The sequence below is a fragment of the Streptomyces sp. NPDC048483 genome, from assembly GCF_040651455.1.
In the GTDB taxonomy this organism is placed as follows: domain Bacteria; phylum Actinomycetota; class Actinomycetes; order Streptomycetales; family Streptomycetaceae; genus Streptomyces.
Genome location: NZ_JBEZJZ010000137.1, coordinates 1 through 19,127 on the forward strand (window position 1 = coordinate 1; position 19,127 = coordinate 19,127).

The window sequence follows — 19,127 nt, forward strand, 5'->3', positions numbered from 1 at the left end:
CGGTCCGGATGACTTGCGCCTTCCGTGGTCTTGGCGGTGCCTTGCAGGCTGTATCCCAGGGCGTGCAGCAGGCGTCCAACGGTGGCCGCGCTGACAAGGTGCCCCTCAGTGGTCAGCGCAGAGGCCAGAGACCGAAGCGAAAGGGTGGTCCAGCGCAAGGGTGAGACCGGATCACCCCGGGTGTGCGGCTCGATCAGAGCTTCCAGTGCGGGCAGCAGACCGGGGTCCGTGACGATCACCGGCTTACGACCGGCTCCTGGAGCCCGGATCCGCCCGGCTGGCAAGGGGCGCCCCGACAGCTCAGCTATCCCGCGTGCGATGGTGGCCGCACTGGCGCCAGAAGCGGCCGCCACCAGCGTGATCCCGCCGTGGCCAAGCGCGGCGGCCTCGCTGGCCAGGTAGATCCGACGGCGCCGCTCATCCAGATGGGGAAGGAACTGATCGAACTTCGCCCTCAAAGCCACAACCGAAGCCCGAGCGGCCGTACGCGCAGTCACATTTCATTGTCCCGCCAACACCCGCACACCGAGCAGTAATTGATATACAGGCCCCGGGCCGCACCGAGAACTGCCAGGTCGGCGTCTTCCTCGCCTATGCAGCCGGCGGTGGCCGGACGCTGATCGACCGCCGGCTGTATCTGCCCACCTCCTGGACAGACGACCGCGAGAGGTGCCGCAGGTCGGGCATCGACGACGAGGTCGGCTTCGAGACCAAGGTCGTCATGGCCAAGAAGATGGTCCGCCGCGCGATCGCGGACAAGATCCCATTCCGGTGGGTGACCGCGGATGCCGCCTACCGCTTCAGCAAAGGCCGGCGGTTCGAGCTGGAGCAGGCCGACGTTTTCCACGTCATGGCCACCACCCGCCACGACACCCTCGTCACCCGCTGGGCCCTGGACCATCCCGTCCACGACCTGTTCACGGGCCTTGCGCGGCAGAAGTGGAAACGCCGCTCGTGCGGGAGGGGTGCTCATGGACTGCGGGTGTTCGACTGGGCCCGCGTCGAAGTCCGTCCCTGGCACCGTGAGGACCGTCGGCACTGGGTCCTCGCCCGTCGCAGCGTCAGGCGGCCCGAGGAGATCTCCTACTACATCGCCTACTGTCCCGCCGGCACCACCCTGGACGAGCTGATCCGTATCGCCGGCAGCCGGTGGGCCGTCGAAGAATGCTTCCAGACGGCGAAGCAGGAGTGCGGCCTGGACGACTACCAAGTCCGCCGCTACCCAGGCTGGTATCGCCACATCACCCTGGCCATGGCCACACACGCCTGCCTGACCGTCCTGCGGGCCCGTGCACTCGATGCCGGGAAAGCAGAAACGGATCCTCCAACCTCATCCGCCTCAGCCTCGCCGAGATCAGACGCCTGCTCACCCGCCTCACCGACCGCCCACCCACACCCGTCGACCACATCCTGCACTGGTCATACCGGCGCCACAGACGCCAACACCAGGCCCGCATCTGCCACTACACACGACGCGGCCACAGCCCATAGAACTGCCCACCCATCAGCACAAACACCGTTGCAATATTAGAAGTCATCTCATTTGGCGAGTCTGCGGTAGCAGATGGGGGTACAGGCGATGCTGGTGAAGGCGAGGAAGTGTTCGGCTTTGCGCTCGTAGCGTCGGTGGAGGCGGCGGCAGCCAGCGAGCCAGGACATGGTGCGCTCGATGGTCCAGCGATGGCGGCCCAGTCGCTGGGAGGTCTCGATGCCCTTGCGGGCGATGCGGTGGGTGATGCCGCGCCGGCGTAACCATCGCCGCAGGTGGTCGTAGTCGTAGCCCTTGTCGGCGTGGAGCTTTCCCGGCTTGCGTCGCCGCCGGCCTCGACGCGAGCGGATCGGCGGTATGCCCTTCACCAGTGGGATCAGGGCCTGGCTGTCGTGCAGGTTCACCCCCGAGATTCCGACGGACAGGGGCAGACCGGCCCGCTCAGTGATCAAATGGTTCTTCGACCCGTACTTGCCCCGGTCGACAGGATTCGGACCCGTCAGATCCCCTTTTTCAGGGCCCGCATGTTCACCGAGTCGATCGCGCAGCGCGACCAGTCCAGCTTGCCGCGGGAACCAAGCTCGTCGAGGACCAGGCGATGGAGCTTCGCCCACACCCGGGCCTTCGACCACTCGGAGAAGCGGCGATGAGCTGTCGCCCCCGACGGCCCGAACGACGCTGACGGCAACTGCTGCCACGTACATCCCGACGTGGCCACGAACACGATCGCCGCCAGCACTTCCCGGTCACCGTGCCGACGTCGGCCACCACCCTGAGGACGCAACGGCGCCTCCGGCACCACCCGCTGGAACAGCTCCCACAACTCATCCGGCACTAACCGCTCAACGATCCCCACCATGAACGACACCCTACGAGGCATCCAAATGAGATGACGTCTTAGCCATTGCCGTAAGCCGGGGCCGTCGGGAGACGTGCCTGCCGGGCCCGGCTGTGAACACGGATTGTCAACGCATGTCGTTGCGCAGAACGTGGCGTTCAAGAGCACTGATAGCGGTGGCGGGGGCGTTCGCGCTCCCGGTGGTTCGGTTCCGCCCAGAGTGCGCCGGCGCCCGCGGAACATCCGGTCAAGGATGCGGCTGCCAAGCCGGACCGGACGATCAAGAGGGAGGCCAGTATTTCCCGGCAGGAGCTGGTCGATCTGCGTGCCAAGGGCTACAAGTCCCTTCCGGTGCGTGATGCCGGACCGCGGAAGAAGACACTTTCCCCCACCGCAAGGGGGATACGGCCAATTCACTGACCGTCCCGGAAGGCGCCCGCCTGGCCGGCAAGACGGCCGCCGACAACAGCAAGGCCGCCGCCCCGGCGGCCGGGGCGGTTGGTACGTCCGCCGATGACCCCAACAACCACCAGGGCTGCGTCCCCATCGGCGACGAACCCGACACCGAGCGCCTGGACGCCTGCTTCGCGGGCGGGGGCGGGGACGCCGGCCCCTTTCGATCGAGCGCGAAACTCCGCGCCACCTCGCCGAAGCCGTCACCCGGCTGACGCGACGGCACCACCTCGACCTGTCCCGGGCAGCCCACCTGGCCGGCCTGGAAATCGAGGAGTTCGCCGGGATCTGCTCGTGTCCTTCTCCACCGGATGCCCCTTCAGGCTCCGGGCTCACCAACAGGTAGGTGACCATGGCCAACCCGCCGTTCCCCGGCCGCACGCCCGCTCTGCGGGTTCTCGATGCGTCGGAACCGGCCACGCCCATGCTGCAGGGGTGTGTACTGCTGCACGAGAACGCGCGTTTCGTCCCTCAGATGCGGGCTCCGCTCGACGACGCCCTCGGCGGCGTCGTCATGACCGGGGAGAAGGCAGGTGAACGCGCCTATCAGCATGGACGTGTCCGTCCGCCGACAGGGGTGCGGTGGCCTCGAAGTACAGGGAGGCCTGGGCGATGAAGGCACACAGTGACGGGGTCAGCCCCTGGTAGAACTTGCCCGTAGGGGGTCACCTCTCTGCACTCTGTGGACTCTCCGGGACAGGGGGCGCACCCGGGGCGGCCTGCAGGGCCCCGTGCAGATGAACCAGGCTGTCGCGCGGGGACCCGATCCGTACGTGCTCCACGGCACAGACGATCAACTGATGGTCACCGAGCGCGAGTTGGCGATGGCGCGTGCCGACCAGCCAGGCGGCGCAGTCGTCGAGCAGCGGCACCCCGTGCGGGCCGGTGTGCCAGCGGGTGGGCGGCGCGAACCGGTCGACGCCCGCGGCCGCGAACCGCTCGGCCACCTCGCGCTGGGCGGCGCCGAGCAGCTGGATCCCGAACCGCTGGCAGTCCTTGACCCTGGCCCAGGTCGAGGACGACTCGGCGAGCGCGAAGGAGACCAGCGCCGGCTCGGCGCTCACCGAGGTGAACGAGGTGATCGTCACCCCGGCGGGGCCGCCGGGCGTGGCCGCGGTGAGCACCGCGACGCCGGAGGCGTGCCCCCGCAGTGCGGTGCGCAGCTGACGGGCGCCGACCGTGGGCGCCGCGGTGGTCACGACCCCGGCCCGGAGGGCGTGGTGCCGAGCAGCCGTTCGGGGCGGGGGGCCACGGCCGCGATGGAGCGCGGTGTGCCCGACTCCGTGTCGGGCCGGGTCTTGATGGTGATCCGGGCGGCCAGTTCGTGGGCTTGGGCACGCGCTTCGTCGGCCGAGTCGCCACGGACGATGAGCAGCCCGGACCGGTCGTACGACCAGGCGATGGGGGCCACCGTGTCACCGGGCGCGACGGAGAGATGCAGGGCCACCACCCGCGGATCGGCGCGCACCTCGTCGGCTCCGGTGACGGACTCGACGACGCCCGGCTCGGCGGTCAGGAAGCGGATGGCGCCGCCGCCCCTGGCCGGGCCCGGCGTGATGGGCGCGGTACGGTCCGCGTACCAGAGGAAGGCCAGCGCGTCGATGTCGGTCCCGTACACCTCGTTGGCCAGGTCGGTGATCCGGTCGCCGCCGCGCCGGTTGTGGGACTCCACCAGGCGGGGGCCGTCGGAGGTGACGATCACCTCGGTGTGCGAGGGGCCGTCCTTGACTCCCACGGCATCCAGCATCCTGGTGACCAGCGACTCGATCCGGGCCGTGGCGTCCGCGTCGATGCCCGCCGGCTGTACGTGCCCGACCTCGACGAACGAGTCCAGCTTCTCCTTGGCCGTGTACGCGACGACCACGTGCTCGCCCGCGAAGCTGAACGCCTCCACGCTGAACTCGGGGCCCTGCAGATACTGCTCCATCACGAACGTGTGCAGCCCGAACTCCGCCGCCCAGGCCGCGACTTCCGTGACCGCGCCGGGGCCCTGCACCAGCCGCACGCCAAGGCTGCCGGATCCGTACCTGGGCTTGATCACCGCGGGCCCGAACTCGGCGACGAAGGCGCGGAGGTCGGCCTCGTTATGACCCAGCCGGGCGGCGACCCCTTCGATGCCCCGCTCGGCGAGCAGCGTCCGGAAGGCCAGCTTGTCCTGCAGCACGCGGACGGTGTCGAGGCCGGTGCCCGGCAGGCCGAGCGCCGTCGTCGCGGCCGCCGCCGACTCCAGGCCGTCCTCGATGATCGAGACGACCCGGGCCAGCGGCCGGTGCCGGTGTACGGCGGTGAGGAGATCGGCGACGGCCTGCGGGTCGCGGTAGTCCGTGAGGTGGGCCTCGGCCACCAGCTCAAGGCCTGCCGGGTCGAGTTCGTGCGGCCCGTACACCCAGACGATGTCGAAGCCGGCCTGCCGGGCCTTCTTCAGGGTGGCGACCTGGCCGCCGATGACCGCGATCCGCGGTGCGTTCTCGTGCGTCATGCGCGCAGCTCCCGTCCCGATGCGTTCTCCAGCCAGCGCACGACCTCGACGTTGTCGGCGCCCGCGGGCAGTTCGTCGTGCGCCTTCTCCCACAGCTCCTGGCAGGCGTGACCGAAGGCGGCGGGGCCGCCCGCGGAGTCGAGCAACGACGTGCCGATGCGGATGTCCTTGAGCATCAGGCGCAGCGCGAAGCCCGAGTCGAAGGTGCCGGGCAGCACATGGTCGGGGAGCTTGGTCTGCGAGGCGTGGTTGCGGCCGGTGGACGCGTTGATCACCTCCAGCATTGCCGCGGGTTCGAGGCCGAACGCCCGCCCGGCGAGCATGACTTCGGCGACCGCGGCGAGATTGACCGCGGAGAGCAGGTTGTTGAGCGCCTTCAGCGCGTGGCCCGCGCCCGCGGGACCCACCCGGTACGTCTTGCCGAGCGCGCCGAGCACCTGCTCCGCCCGCTCCACGTCCCCGGGTTCGCCCGCGGCCATCAGCGTCAGCTCACCCGCCCGCGCGGCGGCCGGGGAGCCGGAGACCGGCGCGTCCACCACGGACACCTCGTACACGGCGGCCGCGCGGCCGAGGGCCAGTGTGTCCTCGGGTGCCGAGGAGCCCGTGTCGACGATCAGGGAGCCGGCGGCGAGGTGCGGGAGCAGCTCCTCGGCCACCTGCCGGACGGCCGCTCCGTCGGGGAGCATGGTGACCACCACCGGCGCGGCCAGGTCCGCGACGGACGCGGCCGCGCGCACGCCCGGGTGCTCACCGGCCGCCGCGGCGACGCTCGCATCGGCGTCGTAGGCGACCACGTCGAACCCGCGCTCCGCGAGCCGGCGGCACATCCCACCACCCATGGACCCCAGTCCCGCAAATCCCACCCGCATGATCCGTTCCTTTCTCCGTACTTGTTGCTCGCGCGTCCGGGCGGACGCGCTCAGGCGTTCCGGCGCGCTCGTGGCGTACCGCCGTTCTCATCCCGTATGGAGGGCAACCAGCCCCCGGGCGATAAGGACGAGCGCCGCGACGACCGCGAGGGCGAGCACCGCGGCGCGCATCCGGCCGCCGCCGTCCACCCGCCGACGGACCGGCCCCGACAGCGCAAATCCGGCCACCACCGCGGGCAACAGCAGGGCCCCGAAGGCCAGTTGCCTGCTCGGCAGACGGCCGACGACCGTGAGGGAGACGAGCGAGAGCAGCGTCCCTGCCGTGAAGAAGACGCTGAGAGTGCCGCGGATCTTGGGGCCGGGCTCCTGGTGGTACAGGAGCGCGGTGAACGGCCCGCCGATGGACGACGTCGTCCCGATGAGCCCCGCCACGGCTCCGGAGGCAAACAGCGTGCCCCGGTTCCTGGGCAGCCGGGCCGGGTCGAAGACGAGGAGCGAGACGACGCCCAGGGTGATGCCCGCCGAGAGCAGGTCGAGCGTCGGCCCCGAGACCACGAGGATCACGTACGAGGCCGCCGCCGTGGCCGGGATCCGCCCGGCCAGCGCCCAGGACACGCCGTGCCAGTCGGTGTGGGAGATCTCCCGGACCGCCCCGAGCGCGGCCAGGACGGCGGCGACCAGGAGCAGTGACCCCGGCATGAGACTCGGCGCGGCGATCTGCACCACCGGCGCAGACACCAGGGCCAGACCCACTCCCAGGCTGCCCTGGACCAGGGCGCCGAGGAACACCGCGACGGACGCGAAGGCAAGGATGGGCAGTTCAGGCATCGACGGGCACCCCGACTCGCATCCGCTCCCCGGCCGTGCGGGCGACCCGCTCGGCCGCGCCGCCCGCCACCACGAGCACCGCAGCGGCCACCACCCAGCCGAGCGAACCCGAGCCGAGCAGCAGTCCGGTGACCAGCACGGGGCCGAGGACCCGCTGTCCGGCCACGCTCAGATTGAAGACGGACAGATAGCGTCCGCGCTGCTCCTCGGGGGCCAGGGCGATGGACAGGTCCCACACCGCGGAGTTGGCGATCACCTCGGCCAGGGACAGCGTCACCACGGCGGCGGCCAGCCACGCCACCGCGGGCCCGCCCGCGACGGAGCCGGACGCGGCGAAGCACAGACTGCTCACCGCGAGCACGGCGCCCGTCCACGTCAGCATCCGGGTGGTACGCCGCTGACCGGTCGCCAGCTTGCTGACCGGGATCTGCAGCACCATGACGAGCACGGTGTTCAGCGCGAACAGCACGGACACGGTGGCCCGCGGGGCATCCGTGTGCTCCAGGATCCACACGGGCATCGCGACCAGCAGCATCGTGTCGAAGAAGAACAGCAGGAAGTTGAGCCCGGTCAGCGTCAGATAGCGCACGTCGGGCACCACCCGGCTCTTGACCGGCCGTTCCGCCGCGCCATCCGGGGCCGCCTCGGCCGTCGGCGCGGCGAGTTCGGGCACCCGCAGCACGAGCACCGCACCGCCGAGGAAGGCAAGCCCGATGGCGATCAGCGTGACCCGGTAGGCGGCCTGGGTGTCGCTGGCGAGCGCGACGCCGGCCGCCATCGCGCCGACCCCGAGTCCGCAGTTGCGTACAACGTTGACCACCGCGAGCAGCCTGGTGCGCTCCTGGCGCTCCGGCACGGCCACGGCGACCAGTGCCTGGAGCACCGGAGGCCCCGCCCGGTCGCACGCCACCGCGCACAGCGTCACCGCCATGAACTGCCAGAAGTCCGTGACGAAGACGTACGCCGCACAGCACACCCCACGCCCCAGGTACACGGCGGCGAGTACCCGCCGCGCCCCGTACCGGTCGGCGAGGACCCCGCCGAGCAGCGAGATCCCCAGGGCCACGACACCGGCGAGGGCGAGCCCGGAGGCCACCTGGTTCGCCGAAAGGTCCACTTGCCGGGTGAAGTACGCCATGGAGCTCGCCATGAACAGGCCGATGCCGAGCGACTGGACGAGGGCTGCGGCGGCGAGTCTGCGGCCGCCCGCGGTGAGCTTCACGTCACTCGGCCCCGAAGTCGAAGTCGACCTGGTCCTCGAGCTCCATCTCGCGCACGATGCGCCGCACCCCGGAGAAGTCGCGCACCAGCAGACCGGTGCCGGCCTGGCGGCGGCAGTCCTCGACGATCTCGTCGGCCTTCTCGAAGCCGGCCGCCCGCAGAAGGCCGGGCCACACCGCGAAGTCCTGCTCCACGAAGGCGTGCAGCGCCGTGGGGAGCGAGTCGGCGAAGGCGCGGCGCTGTTCGGTGTTCATGTGCACGTACAGCGCCTTGGCGACCTCGACCATGACGGAGGAGTGCGCGGACTCGTCGCGGGCGTGCAGCCGGGGCACCAGGGAGTGCAGCGGCTGGACGGTCTTGTCGCGGGAGAGCAGTTCCAGATAGGCGTTGACGCTGATCTCCGAGACGGTCGTCCACACCAGCTTCAGCAGGTCGCGCTCCCAGCGCTCCGACACCTTCGCGTCGGCCTCCAGGAGACGGCGGTAGGTGACCGTGTGCGGGTAGGCGGGCTCGCCGGTGATCTCCCGGACCTCGCGGGTGCGCTGCATCGCGATCATGTGCATGTACGTGTGCCAGACCTCGTCCACGTGCGTCTGCTGGACGGCGCGCTTGAGCTGGACGCTGTCGGCACCGGGAAAGGCGCCGTGCATGATCATGGCGAAGGTCGGGTTGGCGACGTACTCCTCGGCCGCGATAACCCGCTCGTTGTAGACGAGCCAGGCCATGGTGAGGACCTTCTGGCGCTGCTCGGGCGTGGCCGCGAGGTACAGCGGATGCTCGGCGAACGGCAGCAGGTGTTCCGGGTAGTCCGGCAGCTTCTCGTCGTACTCCTCCGGCTCCGATATCCGGTCCAGATCGGTACGGATCGTGGCGCGCCGCGGCCAGGAGTCGGCGATCCGGCGCAGCACGCTCTCGTCGATGCCGTGCTCCTGGCCCACCTCGTGGTCGCCCTCGATGGTCTGCTCGTGCTCGGCGATGCTCAACTCAAGTCCCCTTCGGGTACGTCGTCTTGTGCGGCCGACGCGATGGCGTCGGCGAGGAGGGCGAGGCCGGGTGCCAGGTCTTCGGCGTCCGCCACGATCGGCGGCATGATCTTGAGGACCTGGCCACGGGCGCCGGACGTCTCGACCAGGAGCCCGCGCGTGAAGGCGGCCCGCGAGACCCGGTCCGCGAGCGCCGGGTCGGTGAAGCCGAGCCCGCGGATCAGGCCGCGGCCCAGCACGGTGCACCCGAGATCGGCGAACTTGGCGGCCAGTTCGGTGAGCCGGTCCTCCAGCGCGGCGGCGTTGCGCCGCACCTGCGCGGCGAACTCCGGGTCCGCCCAGCGGTCCAGGCAGGCCGTGGCAGTGACGAAGGCGAGGTTGTTACCGCGGAAGGTACCGCTGTGCTCGCCGGGGCCCAGCTGGTCGAGCTCGGGGCGGACCAGGACGAGGGCCATGGGCAGGCCGAAGCCGCTGATGGACTTGGACAGGCAGATCAGGTCGGGGACGATGCCCGCCTCTTCGAAGCTGAAGAAGGTGCCGGTGCGCCCGCACCCGGCCTGGATGTCGTCGACGATCAGCAGAATGCCCCGCTCGCGCGCCACTTCGGCGAGCCTGCGCAGCCACGGCGCGCTCGCCGCCGCGAGGCCGCCCTCGCCCTGCACGGTCTCCACCACGAAGGCCGCGGGCAGGTCGATGCCGCTGCCCGGGTCGTCGAGCAGCCGGGTGAGGTAGTCGATGGTGTCGACGCCTTCACCCGCGTACCCCTCGTAGGGCATCCGCGTGACGTGGCCGAGCGGCACCCCGGCCGCCCCGCGCTTGAACGAGGTGGCGGACGCGGCGAGCGCGCCGAGCGAGAGGCCGTGGAAGCCGCCGGTGAAGGCGATGATGTCGGTGCGTCCGGTGACCCGGCGGGCCGTCTTGAACGCCGCCTCGACGGCGTTGGTGCCGGTCGGCCCGGTGAACTGCACCCGGTGGTCGAGCCCGCGCGGCGCGAGCACCACCTCGCGGAAGCGGTGCAGGAACGCGGCCTTGGCGCCGGTGTGCAGGTCGAGGCCGTGCACAGGACCGTCGGCCTGCAGGTAGTCGATGAGTGCGGCGCGCACCTCGGGGGGGTTGTGGCCGTAGTTCAGCGCGCCGGCGCCCGACAGGAAGTCGATGTACTCGCGGCCGTCCGCGTCCCACATGCGGTGTCCTGCCGCCCGCGTGAAGACGGCGGGAAAGCGCCGGCAGTAGGTGCGTACGGCCGATTCGAGCTCGTCGAAGACGGCCGTGTCCGATCCGGGGGTCACCGGTCCCGCGGTGACCGGTTCGGCGGTGGTCATGAGGCACTCCAGGGGTCGATGCCGGTGATCTCGGCCGTCTCACGGGGGGTCAGGGCGGTGCGCGGGGAGAGCGGGAACCAGCCGGCGACACTGAGCCGCAGCAGTTCGCGCATACGGTCGGCGATCAGCTCCGGGGTGTAGCGCTCCGCCACCTCGGCCGCGTCGATCACCGGGGTCGGCGGGAAGTAGCGGCCGCCTGGTACGGGGCGTACGACGGCGTCCCACAGGTTGAGACTCTGGCCGCCCCAGCGGGCCCGGCCGCTGAACACCGAGTACAGCGGGAGGCCTTCGGGGTGCGGCCGGCTCAGCGCCTGGTTCACGGCTTCACTGACCATCTCGATGATCAGTCCGCAGCCGCCCGCGGCCCGGGCCCTGCGGGCCTGCGCGAAGAGCGCCAGCGCGCCGTCCAAGGCGTCGCCGTGCCGGGTCAGGCTGCCGCTCTGCGGGGTGTAGCCGAGGTGTGCCAGGGTGGGCGTGCCGGTCGCGGCCACGGCCTCGATGCATGCGAACTCGCCCTCGCCCGCCACCTCGATCTTGACGGCGTCCGCGCCGGCCGCGACGAACCGGTCGGCGGCGGCCCGTGCCGTGGCCGGGCTGCGGGTCGCCCCGTCCGGCAGGTCGGCGAGCAGGAACGGCCGTCTGGCCGCCGGGAATTCGGCGTCAAGGGCCTTGCGCACCTCGGCCACCAGGCCGGTGAGGGTCGCAAGGCCCCACTCCTGCTCGTCGTCGCCGGTCAGCGTGGTGCCGTCGCGGCCCAGGTGGGTCATGAAGTACGAGTCGCCGACCATCACGCACTCGACGGGGGCGTCGTGCAGGTCCGGTGCGCGCAGCGCCTCGGCGAGGCCCTCCACCTCGTAGCCCCGATACGCGTTGATCTTGAGTCCGAGCTGTGCCGGACTGTCGTACCGGTGCAGATACGGAGCCAGCGCCGAAGCCGCGGCCGGCCTGGCCACGGTGGTGTCAACGGTCATGGCCACCCTCCCAGTAGATCTTGTTGATACGGCCGATGGCGTCCACGACCGCCTCTTCGGGTGCCGCGGTGAAGCAGAGCCGGGCCCAGCCGTCGCAGTGGGCGCCGAACACCCGGCCCGGTGCGAGTCCCACCCCCGCCTCGGCGCAGCGCCGCACGAACTCCGCGCCGTCGCCGTACCGGCTCAGGTCGAGGAAGGTGTAGAGCCCGCCCGTGATGCGGCTGTGCGGGATCTCAAGGGCGGCGTCGGCGAGTTGCCATGCGCGCTCGGCCGCCGCCCGGCGCCGCGCGAGCTCGTCGGCGGGTGTGGCAAGCGCCCGGAACGCGGTGTACTGCGCAGCCGTGGACACCGAGTACAGCGTGTGCAGCGACCACTTGGTGAGGATCTCCTCCGCGCCGGGCGGCGAGATCAGGTGGCCCACGCGGGCGCCGGGCATGGCGTACGTCTTGCTGCAGCTGTGCACCGAGAAGGTGCGCTCGGCCGCGCCGGGGACGGTCGCCATGTCGAGGAAGCCGCCGTCGCTGAAGTCGTAGTTCTCGTACGCGTTGTCGGCGATCAGCCACAGGTCGTGCCGCGTGGCGAGCTCGGCGAGCGCGCCCAGGGCCTGCTCGTCCAGGCGGAAGCCGGTCGGGTTGTTGGGGTTGTTGAAGTAGATCGCCCGGGTGCGCGGTCCCACGGCCCGCTCGATCGCGGCGATGAAGTCGAAGCCGGGGTCCTCGCTCAGCTCCAGGAAGACCGGCACCTCGCGTGGCGTCCCGCCGGCCGCCCACACCAGGCCGGTGGCGAAGAGCCACTGCGGCGACAGGATGAGGACCTCGTCCCCCGGGCCCAGGATCGCATGCAGGGTCACCGCGATGGCGTGGGTGGCACCGCTCGTCACCAGGACCTGCCCGGGGTCGACGGGGGTGCCCCGGCGTCGGCTCGCCGCGTCGGCGAACGCCGAGCGCAGCGCGGGGACTCCGGCGGGCGGCGCGTGCTCGTGGGCCGCGATCCCGAACTCCGCGCGTTCCCAGGCGCTCGGCCGCGCGCACGGCTCGAAGACGGTCTTGCCCTGCTGCAGCGGCACCGGTTCGGCGTGCGCGCCGGAGCGCAGCAGCCGGTCGACGGCCACCAGCGGGGAGGGCGGTATCTCGCTGAGAGTTCTACCAAACGTCGGCATGAGGGGTGCTCACTCCTGGACTTGTAACGGGCCCGTGCTGAGCGGGAGTTCGGCCGCGGCGCCACGGGCGGGACGGTCGATGCCGAGGTTTCCGCGCAGGGTGGTGCTCTCGTACTCGGTGCGGAACAGGCCCCGGCGCTGCAGCTCGGGCACCACGAGGTCGACGAAGTCGTCCAGACCCTCGGGGACCACGGGCGGCATGACGTTGAAGCCGTCGACGGCCTCCCCGGTGAACCACTCCTCCATGAGGTCGGCGACGTCCTGGGGGGTGCCGATGACGATGCGGTGCCCGCGGCCCCCGGACAGGGACTGGTACAGCTCCTTGATCGTCAGACCCTCGCGGCGCGCCTTGTCGTAGACGAGCTGCTGACGGCTGGTACTGCCCTGGGTGGGCGGCAGTTCGGGCAGCGGCCCGTCCACCGGGTAGCCCGAGATGTCGACGTCACCGAGGAGCTGGGTGAGCAGCCCCAACCCGACGACCGGGTCGACCAGTTCCTGCAGTACCGCGTACTTGTCCTCGGCCTCCGCGCGGGTACGGCCGATCACGGGGAAGAGACCGGGCATCACCTTCATCTGGTCGGCGTCGCGGCCGTAGGCGGCGGCCTGCTGCTTGATGCCGCGGTAGAACGTCCGGGCCTCGTCCAGGGTCTGGGCGGCGGTGAATATCACCTCGGCCCAGCGGGCGGCGAAGTCCTGGCCGTCCGCAGAGGCGCCCGCCTGGATGAGCACGGGGTAACCCTGGGGAGGGCGGGCCACGTTGAGCGGACCGCGCACCGAGAAGTGCTCGCCCTTGTGGTCGAGGACGTGCAGTCCTTCGGGCTCGAAGTAGCGCCCGGACTCCTTGTCGTACCCGAAGGCGTCGTCGTCCCAGCTGTCCCACAGGCCGGTGGCGACCTCCATGAACTCCCTGGCCCGGTGGTAGCGCGACGCGTGGTCGGGCTGGGAGTCGCGGTTGAAGTTCTTCGCCTCGGCGTCCGTCACCGAGGTGACGATGTTCCAGGCGGCCCGGCCGGCACTGAGGTGGTCGATCGAGGCGAACTTCCGCGCGATGTGGAACGGTTCGTTGTACGTCGTCGACGCGGTCGCCGCGAGACCGATGTGCGTGGTGTGCACGGCGAGGGCGGACAGGAGCGTCAGCGGGTCGAACTGGAGGAAGCGGCCCCATCGGCTCAGCTCGTCGGCGTTGCGGTACGGGGTGCGGATGCCCACCCCGTCGGCGACGAAGAACATGTCGAACTTGCCGCGCTCGGCGGTGTGCAGGAGCTCGCGGTAGTGGGCGAAGTCCAGGCCGCCGTCCGCGTGGGCCGTGGGATGCCGCCAGGAGGCCACGTGGTAGCCGGGGGCCAGGAGAAAGGCTCCCAGTCGGAGCTTACGGCGTGTCACGCCCATAGACAGGTCTCCGGTGTCCTTGCAGGTGAGGAGCTTTGGATCGAGACGGACACTAGATCAGGAGCCGAGTGCGGACACGGTTCTGCGTGCACTGTGGCTTTACCGCGGAAATCTCCTTCTGCTTCTTTTGATTACCGCGGGGTTACGTCCTGATGGCACCGGCGGAACGGCACAGGCCCCGCGCCCTTCGGGGTGCGGGGCCTGGCTGCGCCGGGGGACGCCCTCGTGGTGTGCGCTCAGCGTGGGCGCGCGTGGGAGGCGCCGTGCGCGGACTCGTAGTGGTGCTCGGGGCGGCCGGTGCCCCCGTATTTCAGGGCGAGCTGAACGCTGCCCCGCTCCTGCAGGTGCTTGAGGTAACGCTGCGCGGTGGAACGGCTCACTCCGGTGAGGTCGGCCACCTCCTGCGCGGACAGCGCCTTGCCGGCCCGGAGCAGAACGTCGCGGATGCGCTCGGTGGTCGCCGCCGAGTACCCCTTCGGGGGTAGTTCCGCCTGGACCGGCGCGTGGAGCGTGCCGAAGATCTCGTCCACCTCGCCCTGGCCCAGGGAGTCGAAACGGCCGAGGCGGTCACGCATCTGCGCGTAGGACGTCAACTTGGCCCGCAGCACCCCAAAACTGAACGGTTTGACCAGGTACTGCAGGACGCCGTTGCGGAGCGCCGAGCTCACCTGCTCCGCCTCGTGGGCCGCCGAGACCATGATGATGTCGGTCTCGTGGCCGAGCCGGCGGAGCCTGCGCACCAGCTGCAGCCCGTCCTCGTCGGGAAGGTAGTGGTCGAGCAGCAGCAGATCGACGCTGCCGCGTTCGACGGCCATCAGTGCCTCGGCGGCCGTGTGGGCCCGGCCTATGACACGGAATCCCGGAATACGGGACACATAGCGGGAGTTGATTTCGGCGACGTAGAAGTCGTCGTCCACGACCAGAACGTCAATCACGGTGCTACTCCCGCCGCCACGGGCGGATTCCGGGGCAGTCGGTCCGTGAACACGGCACCACCGCCCGGCCGTTCGGTCATCCGGGCCGAGCCGCCGTAACGTCGCGCGACGCCGTGCACGAGCGTGAGACCGACCCCCCGTTGGCGATGTGGCGGCGCCTCCTTCGTCGACCAGCCGTCGCGAAACACCGCCGCTCGCTGGGTGGTTGGCACACCGGGCCCGTTGTCGGCGACGCTCAGCACCGTAGCGCCGGGCTCCGCCCACATGCCGACCTCGGCCAAGGGCTTCGCCGCCGGGTGCGCGGCCGCCGCGTCGACAGCGGCTGCCCGCTTGCCGGCGAGAAGGACATGGAGGAGCGGCTCGGGCCACCGTTCCTGCGGTAAGTGAGGCTCCGGCGCGCGGTCTCGCTCCGGTGCGGGGTCGCCGGAGCGCTCCGCGACGAACTGCCGGGCCCGTGCGTACATTTCCAGATCGAGCAGGCCTGCGAGGGTGTGCAGGCAATTCGCCAGTTCATGGTCACGAGCCGTTGGCGGTGCGGCGAGAATGTGTTGGTTCTTCAACTTCCCCCCAGTACATGCGCAAGATCAGGATCCTGAGTTCTCTGCCTTCCTACACGGTCAGAATGAGCAGAACAATCTTTCCGAGGTAAAGCCAAGGTATGTGCCAGGACAGCCCTGACCTGGGCTCACGCCTCTAGCCTGGATGCCGCACGCGGCCTGTGCGTGCTTTTCAGGAGTCCTGGGAGGTGCTGGTGAAGTCTGGAGCGGAACGCAGTGTTCTGGCTTTTGTGAACAGCGACTATGCGGACACTCCGTACGACAAGTGGGCGGCTGATGCGGGCGTACAGCCGCACCTCCTGGTCTCCGAGGCCATGTTCCCGCAGTACCGGCACATTCCGGGCGCTGTCTCCGTCCCCGGCTACCTCCAGGGCGGCGACGCGGAACGCACGGCCCTCGACCTCGCCGCGCGCATGCCGCCCAGCGCGGTGATCGCTCGCATGGAGAGCGACTTGCTGCGCGCCGCGCGGCTGCGGGAGCTGCTCGGCGTGCCGGGCCAGGACTACGCCAGCACCCTCGCGTTCCGCGACAAGGTCCACATGAAGACCCTGGTGCGCCAAAGCGGCCTCGAGGTACCGGAGTTCGCCCCGATACGCGTGGCCTTCGATCTCTTCGGCTTCGTCCGCGAGCACGGCTACCCCGTGGTGGTGAAACCGGCCCTCGGTTCCGGTTCCACCGGCACCCAGGTGCTGCGCAGCCCGGCAGACCTGGCCCGGCTCCTCACCGAAGGCCTGCCCGAACACGCGGAGGTGGAACGGTTCGTGGAGGGCCAGATGTACGTGGTGGACGGGCTGGTGGTGGCGGGGGAACCGGTGGCCGCGTTCGCCTCGCGCTACCTCAACGACTGCCTGTCCTTCCACGACGGCATATACCTGGGCTCGGCACAGCTCACCCGCGACCACCCGCTGACGGACCGGCTCATCGGCTATGCCCGAAAGGTCCTCGACGCGCTGCCCACCCCCGAGTGCGCCACCTTCCACCTGGAGGTCTTCCACACGCCCGACGACCGCCTCGTGCTGTGCGAGATCGGCAGCAGAACCGGCGGCGCGCTGACCGCCCCCGCCATCCGCGCCGCCACCGGCTTCAACCTCGACGAGCAGTGGTTCCGGGCCCAGGTCGCCCCACAGACCCTGACCGATGCCAGGATTCACGGCGTCGCGCCCGGACAGAGCGCGGGCTGGGTCGTCTTCTATCCCGAACGGGGCACACTCGCGGCCCTGCCCGAGGCCCCCCCGCCCTTCGTGGTGGAGGAACGCCTGCGAGGTACGGTGGGCACGGCATACCAGGGGGGCGTGAAGTCCGCTCATTACCTGGCGGCCTACGTCCTGACCGGTGCCGACGACCAGGAGGTCGAGCGGCGCGCCCAGGACCTCGCCCAGTGGTACGCCGCGGGGGTGCGGTGGACCGGGCGCCACGGCGAGGACGACCACGCTGCCCTCAACTGACAGCCGAACAAACCCGCTTCGGGCCGTACGGCACCTGGTGTGGCTCCGTACGACCTTGCCCGATCTTGTACCACACCCGAAGCGGAGAGCCGGGGAGCGGAATGCGCTGCATCATCATCGGGTCCTGAGCAGTCGGCGGTTCGATCGGGGGGCGGCTGCACGAAAGCGGCCAGTCCGTCGTCCTGGTCGCCCTCGACGTACCCGTCGTGGCACGGCCCGAGGACCTCGAACTGCGCGACGACGACGTGCTCGTACTCGCCGTCAAGACCCAGGACAGCGTGGCCGCCCTGGACACATGGGCCGCGCGGCCGGTGGCGGGCGGCGGCACGGCGGGCGAGCGCCTGCCTGTGGTGTGCGGCCAGAACGGAGTGGAGAACGAGCGCCTGGCGCTGCGCCGCTTCCGCGAGGTATACGGCGTATGCGTGATCCTGCCCAGCAGCCACCTGAACCCGGCTGAGGTCGTCGCACCCTGCGGCCCCTCCACCGGCGCCCTGGTCATCGGCCGGTACGGGGCGGGCACGGACGACACCGCCCGGCGGATAGCGGACGACCTGGAGAAGGCCCACTTCCTGGCTCCGGTGGCGGCGGACGTGATGCGCTGGAAGTACGGCAAACTCCTCGGCAACCTCGCCAACGTGGTCGAGGCCGTGTGCGGCTCCGCCTCGGACGCCACCGCGCAGGACCTGGTCGCCCGGGCAAAGGCCGAGGGTGCCGCGGCCCTCGACGCCGCGGGCATCGCCTAGGGCGCGTAATGGGGCGAGGGTCAGACCGGCGGCCTGTCCGGCCTCGGCACAGACGTGGGCCACGCGGGCGAGCGGGCCGTCGCCGGACGGGCGCAGTCCACCAACGAGAACGGTGGCGGACAGGTCGTCGTCGGCGATGCCCGAGCGAGTCCACAGGGCGCGTCGGTCGACCGCGGACTGCGGCGGGGCGATGCCACGGAGGGTTGCCAAGGCACGCAGGACGAGGGGGAAAGGCGAGCAGGCCCGTCGCCCCCACGCGTACGCCGTCCAGGGTGGCGGCGAAGAGCTGGATGTCGTCGTCGAGTTCCAGGTCCAGGTCGGCTCGGGCGCCGAGGCGCTGGCGGGTCTCGTGGACCGCTTCGGAGAGGCGGGTCGCGGCGTGGCCCAAATTGCGTGGGCGTGTGGGATGCCGGGCCACTTCGCCACTGTGGCGCGGGCGGCCTCAAGGGTGGCCTTGGCCCCGTCCCCGGCGTCGAGTTCCGGTGTGATGCCGACGTCCTCGCCGAGCCCGGCCCGGCACAGGTGCCGGAACCGATGCGCCGCACTGTCCCGGGGCGCGACGGCCTGCTCCCGCCGTTCGGCGTCCTGGCCGCTGGTGGCACGCAGTTCTCCGATGCGCCCTTCCAGGCGCAGCAGGAGATCCGCCGCCCGGCCAGCCTCTCGCGGCAGCGGCGCAGCTCGGCGCGCGCCTCGGCGACGCGTGCGACGATCTGTCCGTAGTCCTCGCCGACGGTGACTTCCACTGCCTCCAGGCGCGCCTTCAGCCCCGCCGCCTCCGCTTCGGCGGTAGCCGCGTCCTCGGCTTGTTCCTTGGCGGTCCGGCGCGAGCGGTCTGCCTGCGCAGCCATGGGGTGGGCCCTGTCGGCAGCGGCGATCGCGGCGAGGCGGCGAGGCCGCGCAGCTGGTCGTCGAGGGCGGCGAGGGAGGCGTTCGTCTCGCCGATGTGCTCGGTCAGTTCGCCGATCCTGCGCTGCCGCGCCCGCTGTCGCGCGAGGGCGCCGATGTGGGCCGGGCCCGGCTTGCCCCAAGTCCCGGTGGCGAGTGCGAGACGCCAGGCACCGTCGGCCGACACGGCTGCAGGGTGCCCGCTGGGCAGACAAGTGCCGTACGCAACAGCGGCAAGGATGCGGGTCACGATGTCGGCTGGGACGGGGCTGCCCTCCTCGGGCCTCAGAACCTCCAGCCCCTCAGGGGCCCTCTATACGCCCAGAATCCCCCTCCGGCCCGTCTCTCCTACGCCTCGACGGATGAACCTGCGAAGCCGGCGCAGGCGACCGGCGGTATGGAAGGGTCGAACGAGCCCGGAAACGCGGAAAAGCCCCGCACCATAAGGTGCGGGGCTTCCCACAAAATTTGTTCGGCGGCGTCCTACTCTCCCACAGGGTCCCCCCTGCAGTACCATCGGCGCTGAAAGGCTTAGCTTCCGGGTTCGAAATGTAACCGGGC

At 70.8% G+C, this 19,127-nt stretch carries 16 protein-coding genes, 1 rRNA gene and 4 pseudogenes; 4 read left to right on the plus strand and 17 right to left on the minus strand.

Annotated elements, in window-relative coordinates; genetic code table 11:
• A pseudogene (locus tag AB0D04_RS38125) lies at nt 1-497 on the minus strand (ISAzo13 family transposase); the annotation flags it as partial.
• A gap of 56 nt (nt 498-553) precedes the next feature.
• On the opposite strand from AB0D04_RS38125, the pseudogene AB0D04_RS38130 reads away from it, so the two are divergent.
• Nucleotides 554-1,360, plus strand: a pseudogene (locus tag AB0D04_RS38130) (IS701 family transposase); the annotation flags it as partial.
• Nucleotides 1,361-1,539: 179 nt separating this feature from the next.
• On the opposite strand, the gene AB0D04_RS38135 reads toward AB0D04_RS38130, so the two are convergent.
• From AB0D04_RS38135 to AB0D04_RS38195, 13 genes are all read right to left on the minus strand, one after another.
• Nucleotides 1,540-2,348, minus strand: a protein-coding gene (locus AB0D04_RS38135) for an IS5 family transposase (RefSeq protein WP_362712015.1) whose coding sequence is annotated in 2 segments (ribosomal slippage) — nt 1,540-2,001 and nt 2,004-2,348 — 807 coding nt in all. Because the reading frame shifts where the segments join, the coding sequence is not laid out codon by codon here.
• Between the two features lie 1,097 nt (nt 2,349-3,445).
• Entirely contained in the window at nt 3,446-3,979 is a 534-nt protein-coding gene (locus AB0D04_RS38140; protein ID WP_362712000.1) for a flavin reductase family protein, read from the minus strand.
• Nucleotides 3,976-5,259, minus strand: a complete 1,284-nt coding sequence (locus AB0D04_RS38145) for an ATP-grasp domain-containing protein (RefSeq protein WP_362712001.1) — start codon at nt 5,257-5,259, stop codon at nt 3,976-3,978. The genes AB0D04_RS38140 and AB0D04_RS38145 overlap by 4 nt, the downstream gene beginning before the upstream one ends.
• Nucleotides 5,256-6,128: an NAD(P)-dependent oxidoreductase gene (locus tag AB0D04_RS38150; RefSeq protein WP_362712002.1), complete on the minus strand. Its 873-nt coding sequence runs from the start codon at nt 6,126-6,128 to the stop codon at nt 5,256-5,258. The genes AB0D04_RS38145 and AB0D04_RS38150 overlap by 4 nt, the downstream gene beginning before the upstream one ends.
• A gap of 87 nt (nt 6,129-6,215) precedes the next feature.
• On the minus strand, nt 6,216-6,956 hold the full coding sequence (locus AB0D04_RS38155; protein ID WP_362712003.1) for a TSUP family transporter: 741 nt from the start codon (nt 6,954-6,956) through the stop codon (nt 6,216-6,218).
• Entirely contained in the window at nt 6,949-8,178 is a 1,230-nt protein-coding gene (locus AB0D04_RS38160; RefSeq protein WP_362712004.1) for an MFS transporter, read from the minus strand. The genes AB0D04_RS38155 and AB0D04_RS38160 overlap by 8 nt, the downstream gene beginning before the upstream one ends.
• A gap of 1 nt (nt 8,179) precedes the next feature.
• Nucleotides 8,180-9,160: a diiron oxygenase gene (locus tag AB0D04_RS38165; protein ID WP_362712005.1), complete on the minus strand. Its 981-nt coding sequence runs from the start codon at nt 9,158-9,160 to the stop codon at nt 8,180-8,182.
• Nucleotides 9,157-10,482: a diaminobutyrate--2-oxoglutarate transaminase gene (ectB, locus tag AB0D04_RS38170; RefSeq protein WP_362712006.1), complete on the minus strand. Its 1,326-nt coding sequence runs from the start codon at nt 10,480-10,482 to the stop codon at nt 9,157-9,159. Before ectB ends, AB0D04_RS38165 begins: the two co-directional genes overlap by 4 nt.
• Nucleotides 10,479-11,453: a 3-methyl-2-oxobutanoate hydroxymethyltransferase gene (locus AB0D04_RS38175; RefSeq protein WP_362712007.1), complete on the minus strand. Its 975-nt coding sequence runs from the start codon at nt 11,451-11,453 to the stop codon at nt 10,479-10,481. Before AB0D04_RS38175 ends, ectB begins: the two co-directional genes overlap by 4 nt.
• Nucleotides 11,443-12,612, minus strand: a complete 1,170-nt coding sequence (locus tag AB0D04_RS38180; RefSeq protein WP_362712008.1) for a pyridoxal phosphate-dependent aminotransferase — start codon at nt 12,610-12,612, stop codon at nt 11,443-11,445. Before AB0D04_RS38180 ends, AB0D04_RS38175 begins: the two co-directional genes overlap by 11 nt.
• A 9-nt stretch (nt 12,613-12,621) precedes the next feature.
• Nucleotides 12,622-13,995: an LLM class flavin-dependent oxidoreductase gene (locus AB0D04_RS38185; protein WP_362712009.1), complete on the minus strand. Its 1,374-nt coding sequence runs from the start codon at nt 13,993-13,995 to the stop codon at nt 12,622-12,624.
• A gap of 242 nt (nt 13,996-14,237) precedes the next feature.
• The gene (locus tag AB0D04_RS38190) at nt 14,238-14,936 is read right to left on the minus strand and encodes a response regulator (RefSeq protein ID WP_362712010.1); all 699 of its coding nucleotides are present in this window, start codon (nt 14,934-14,936) and stop codon (nt 14,238-14,240) included.
• Entirely contained in the window at nt 14,933-15,496 is a 564-nt protein-coding gene (locus AB0D04_RS38195; protein WP_362712011.1) for an ATP-binding protein, read from the minus strand. Before AB0D04_RS38195 ends, AB0D04_RS38190 begins: the two co-directional genes overlap by 4 nt.
• Before the next feature lie 191 nt (nt 15,497-15,687).
• Here AB0D04_RS38195 and AB0D04_RS38200 point away from each other — a divergent pair, with 191 nt between their 5' ends.
• The gene (locus AB0D04_RS38200) at nt 15,688-16,938 is read left to right on the plus strand and encodes an ATP-dependent carboxylate-amine ligase (protein ID WP_362712012.1); all 1,251 of its coding nucleotides are present in this window, start codon (nt 15,688-15,690) and stop codon (nt 16,936-16,938) included.
• A 143-nt stretch (nt 16,939-17,081) separates the two neighbouring features.
• Nucleotides 17,082-17,675, plus strand: a pseudogene (locus tag AB0D04_RS38205) (2-dehydropantoate 2-reductase N-terminal domain-containing protein); the annotation flags it as partial.
• A gap of 105 nt (nt 17,676-17,780) precedes the next feature.
• Here the strand turns inward: AB0D04_RS38205 and AB0D04_RS38210 are convergent.
• Nucleotides 17,781-18,107: pseudogene (locus AB0D04_RS38210) on the minus strand (TIGR02679 domain-containing protein); the annotation flags it as partial.
• A gap of 108 nt (nt 18,108-18,215) precedes the next feature.
• Here AB0D04_RS38210 and AB0D04_RS38215 point away from each other — a divergent pair.
• Nucleotides 18,216-18,401 carry a hypothetical protein gene (locus AB0D04_RS38215; RefSeq protein ID WP_362712013.1) on the plus strand — a complete coding sequence of 62 codons (186 nt, stop codon included), beginning with the start codon at nt 18,216-18,218 and terminating at the stop codon, nt 18,399-18,401.
• A gap of 40 nt (nt 18,402-18,441) precedes the next feature.
• Here the strand turns inward: AB0D04_RS38215 and AB0D04_RS38220 are convergent, their stop codons facing one another.
• Complete coding sequence (locus AB0D04_RS38220) at nt 18,442-18,753, minus strand: hypothetical protein (RefSeq protein WP_362712014.1); 312 nt, start codon at nt 18,751-18,753, stop codon at nt 18,442-18,444.
• A gap of 283 nt (nt 18,754-19,036) precedes the next feature.
• Nucleotides 19,037-19,127: ribosomal RNA gene (gene rrf, locus AB0D04_RS38225) — 5S ribosomal RNA — on the minus strand; the annotation flags it as partial.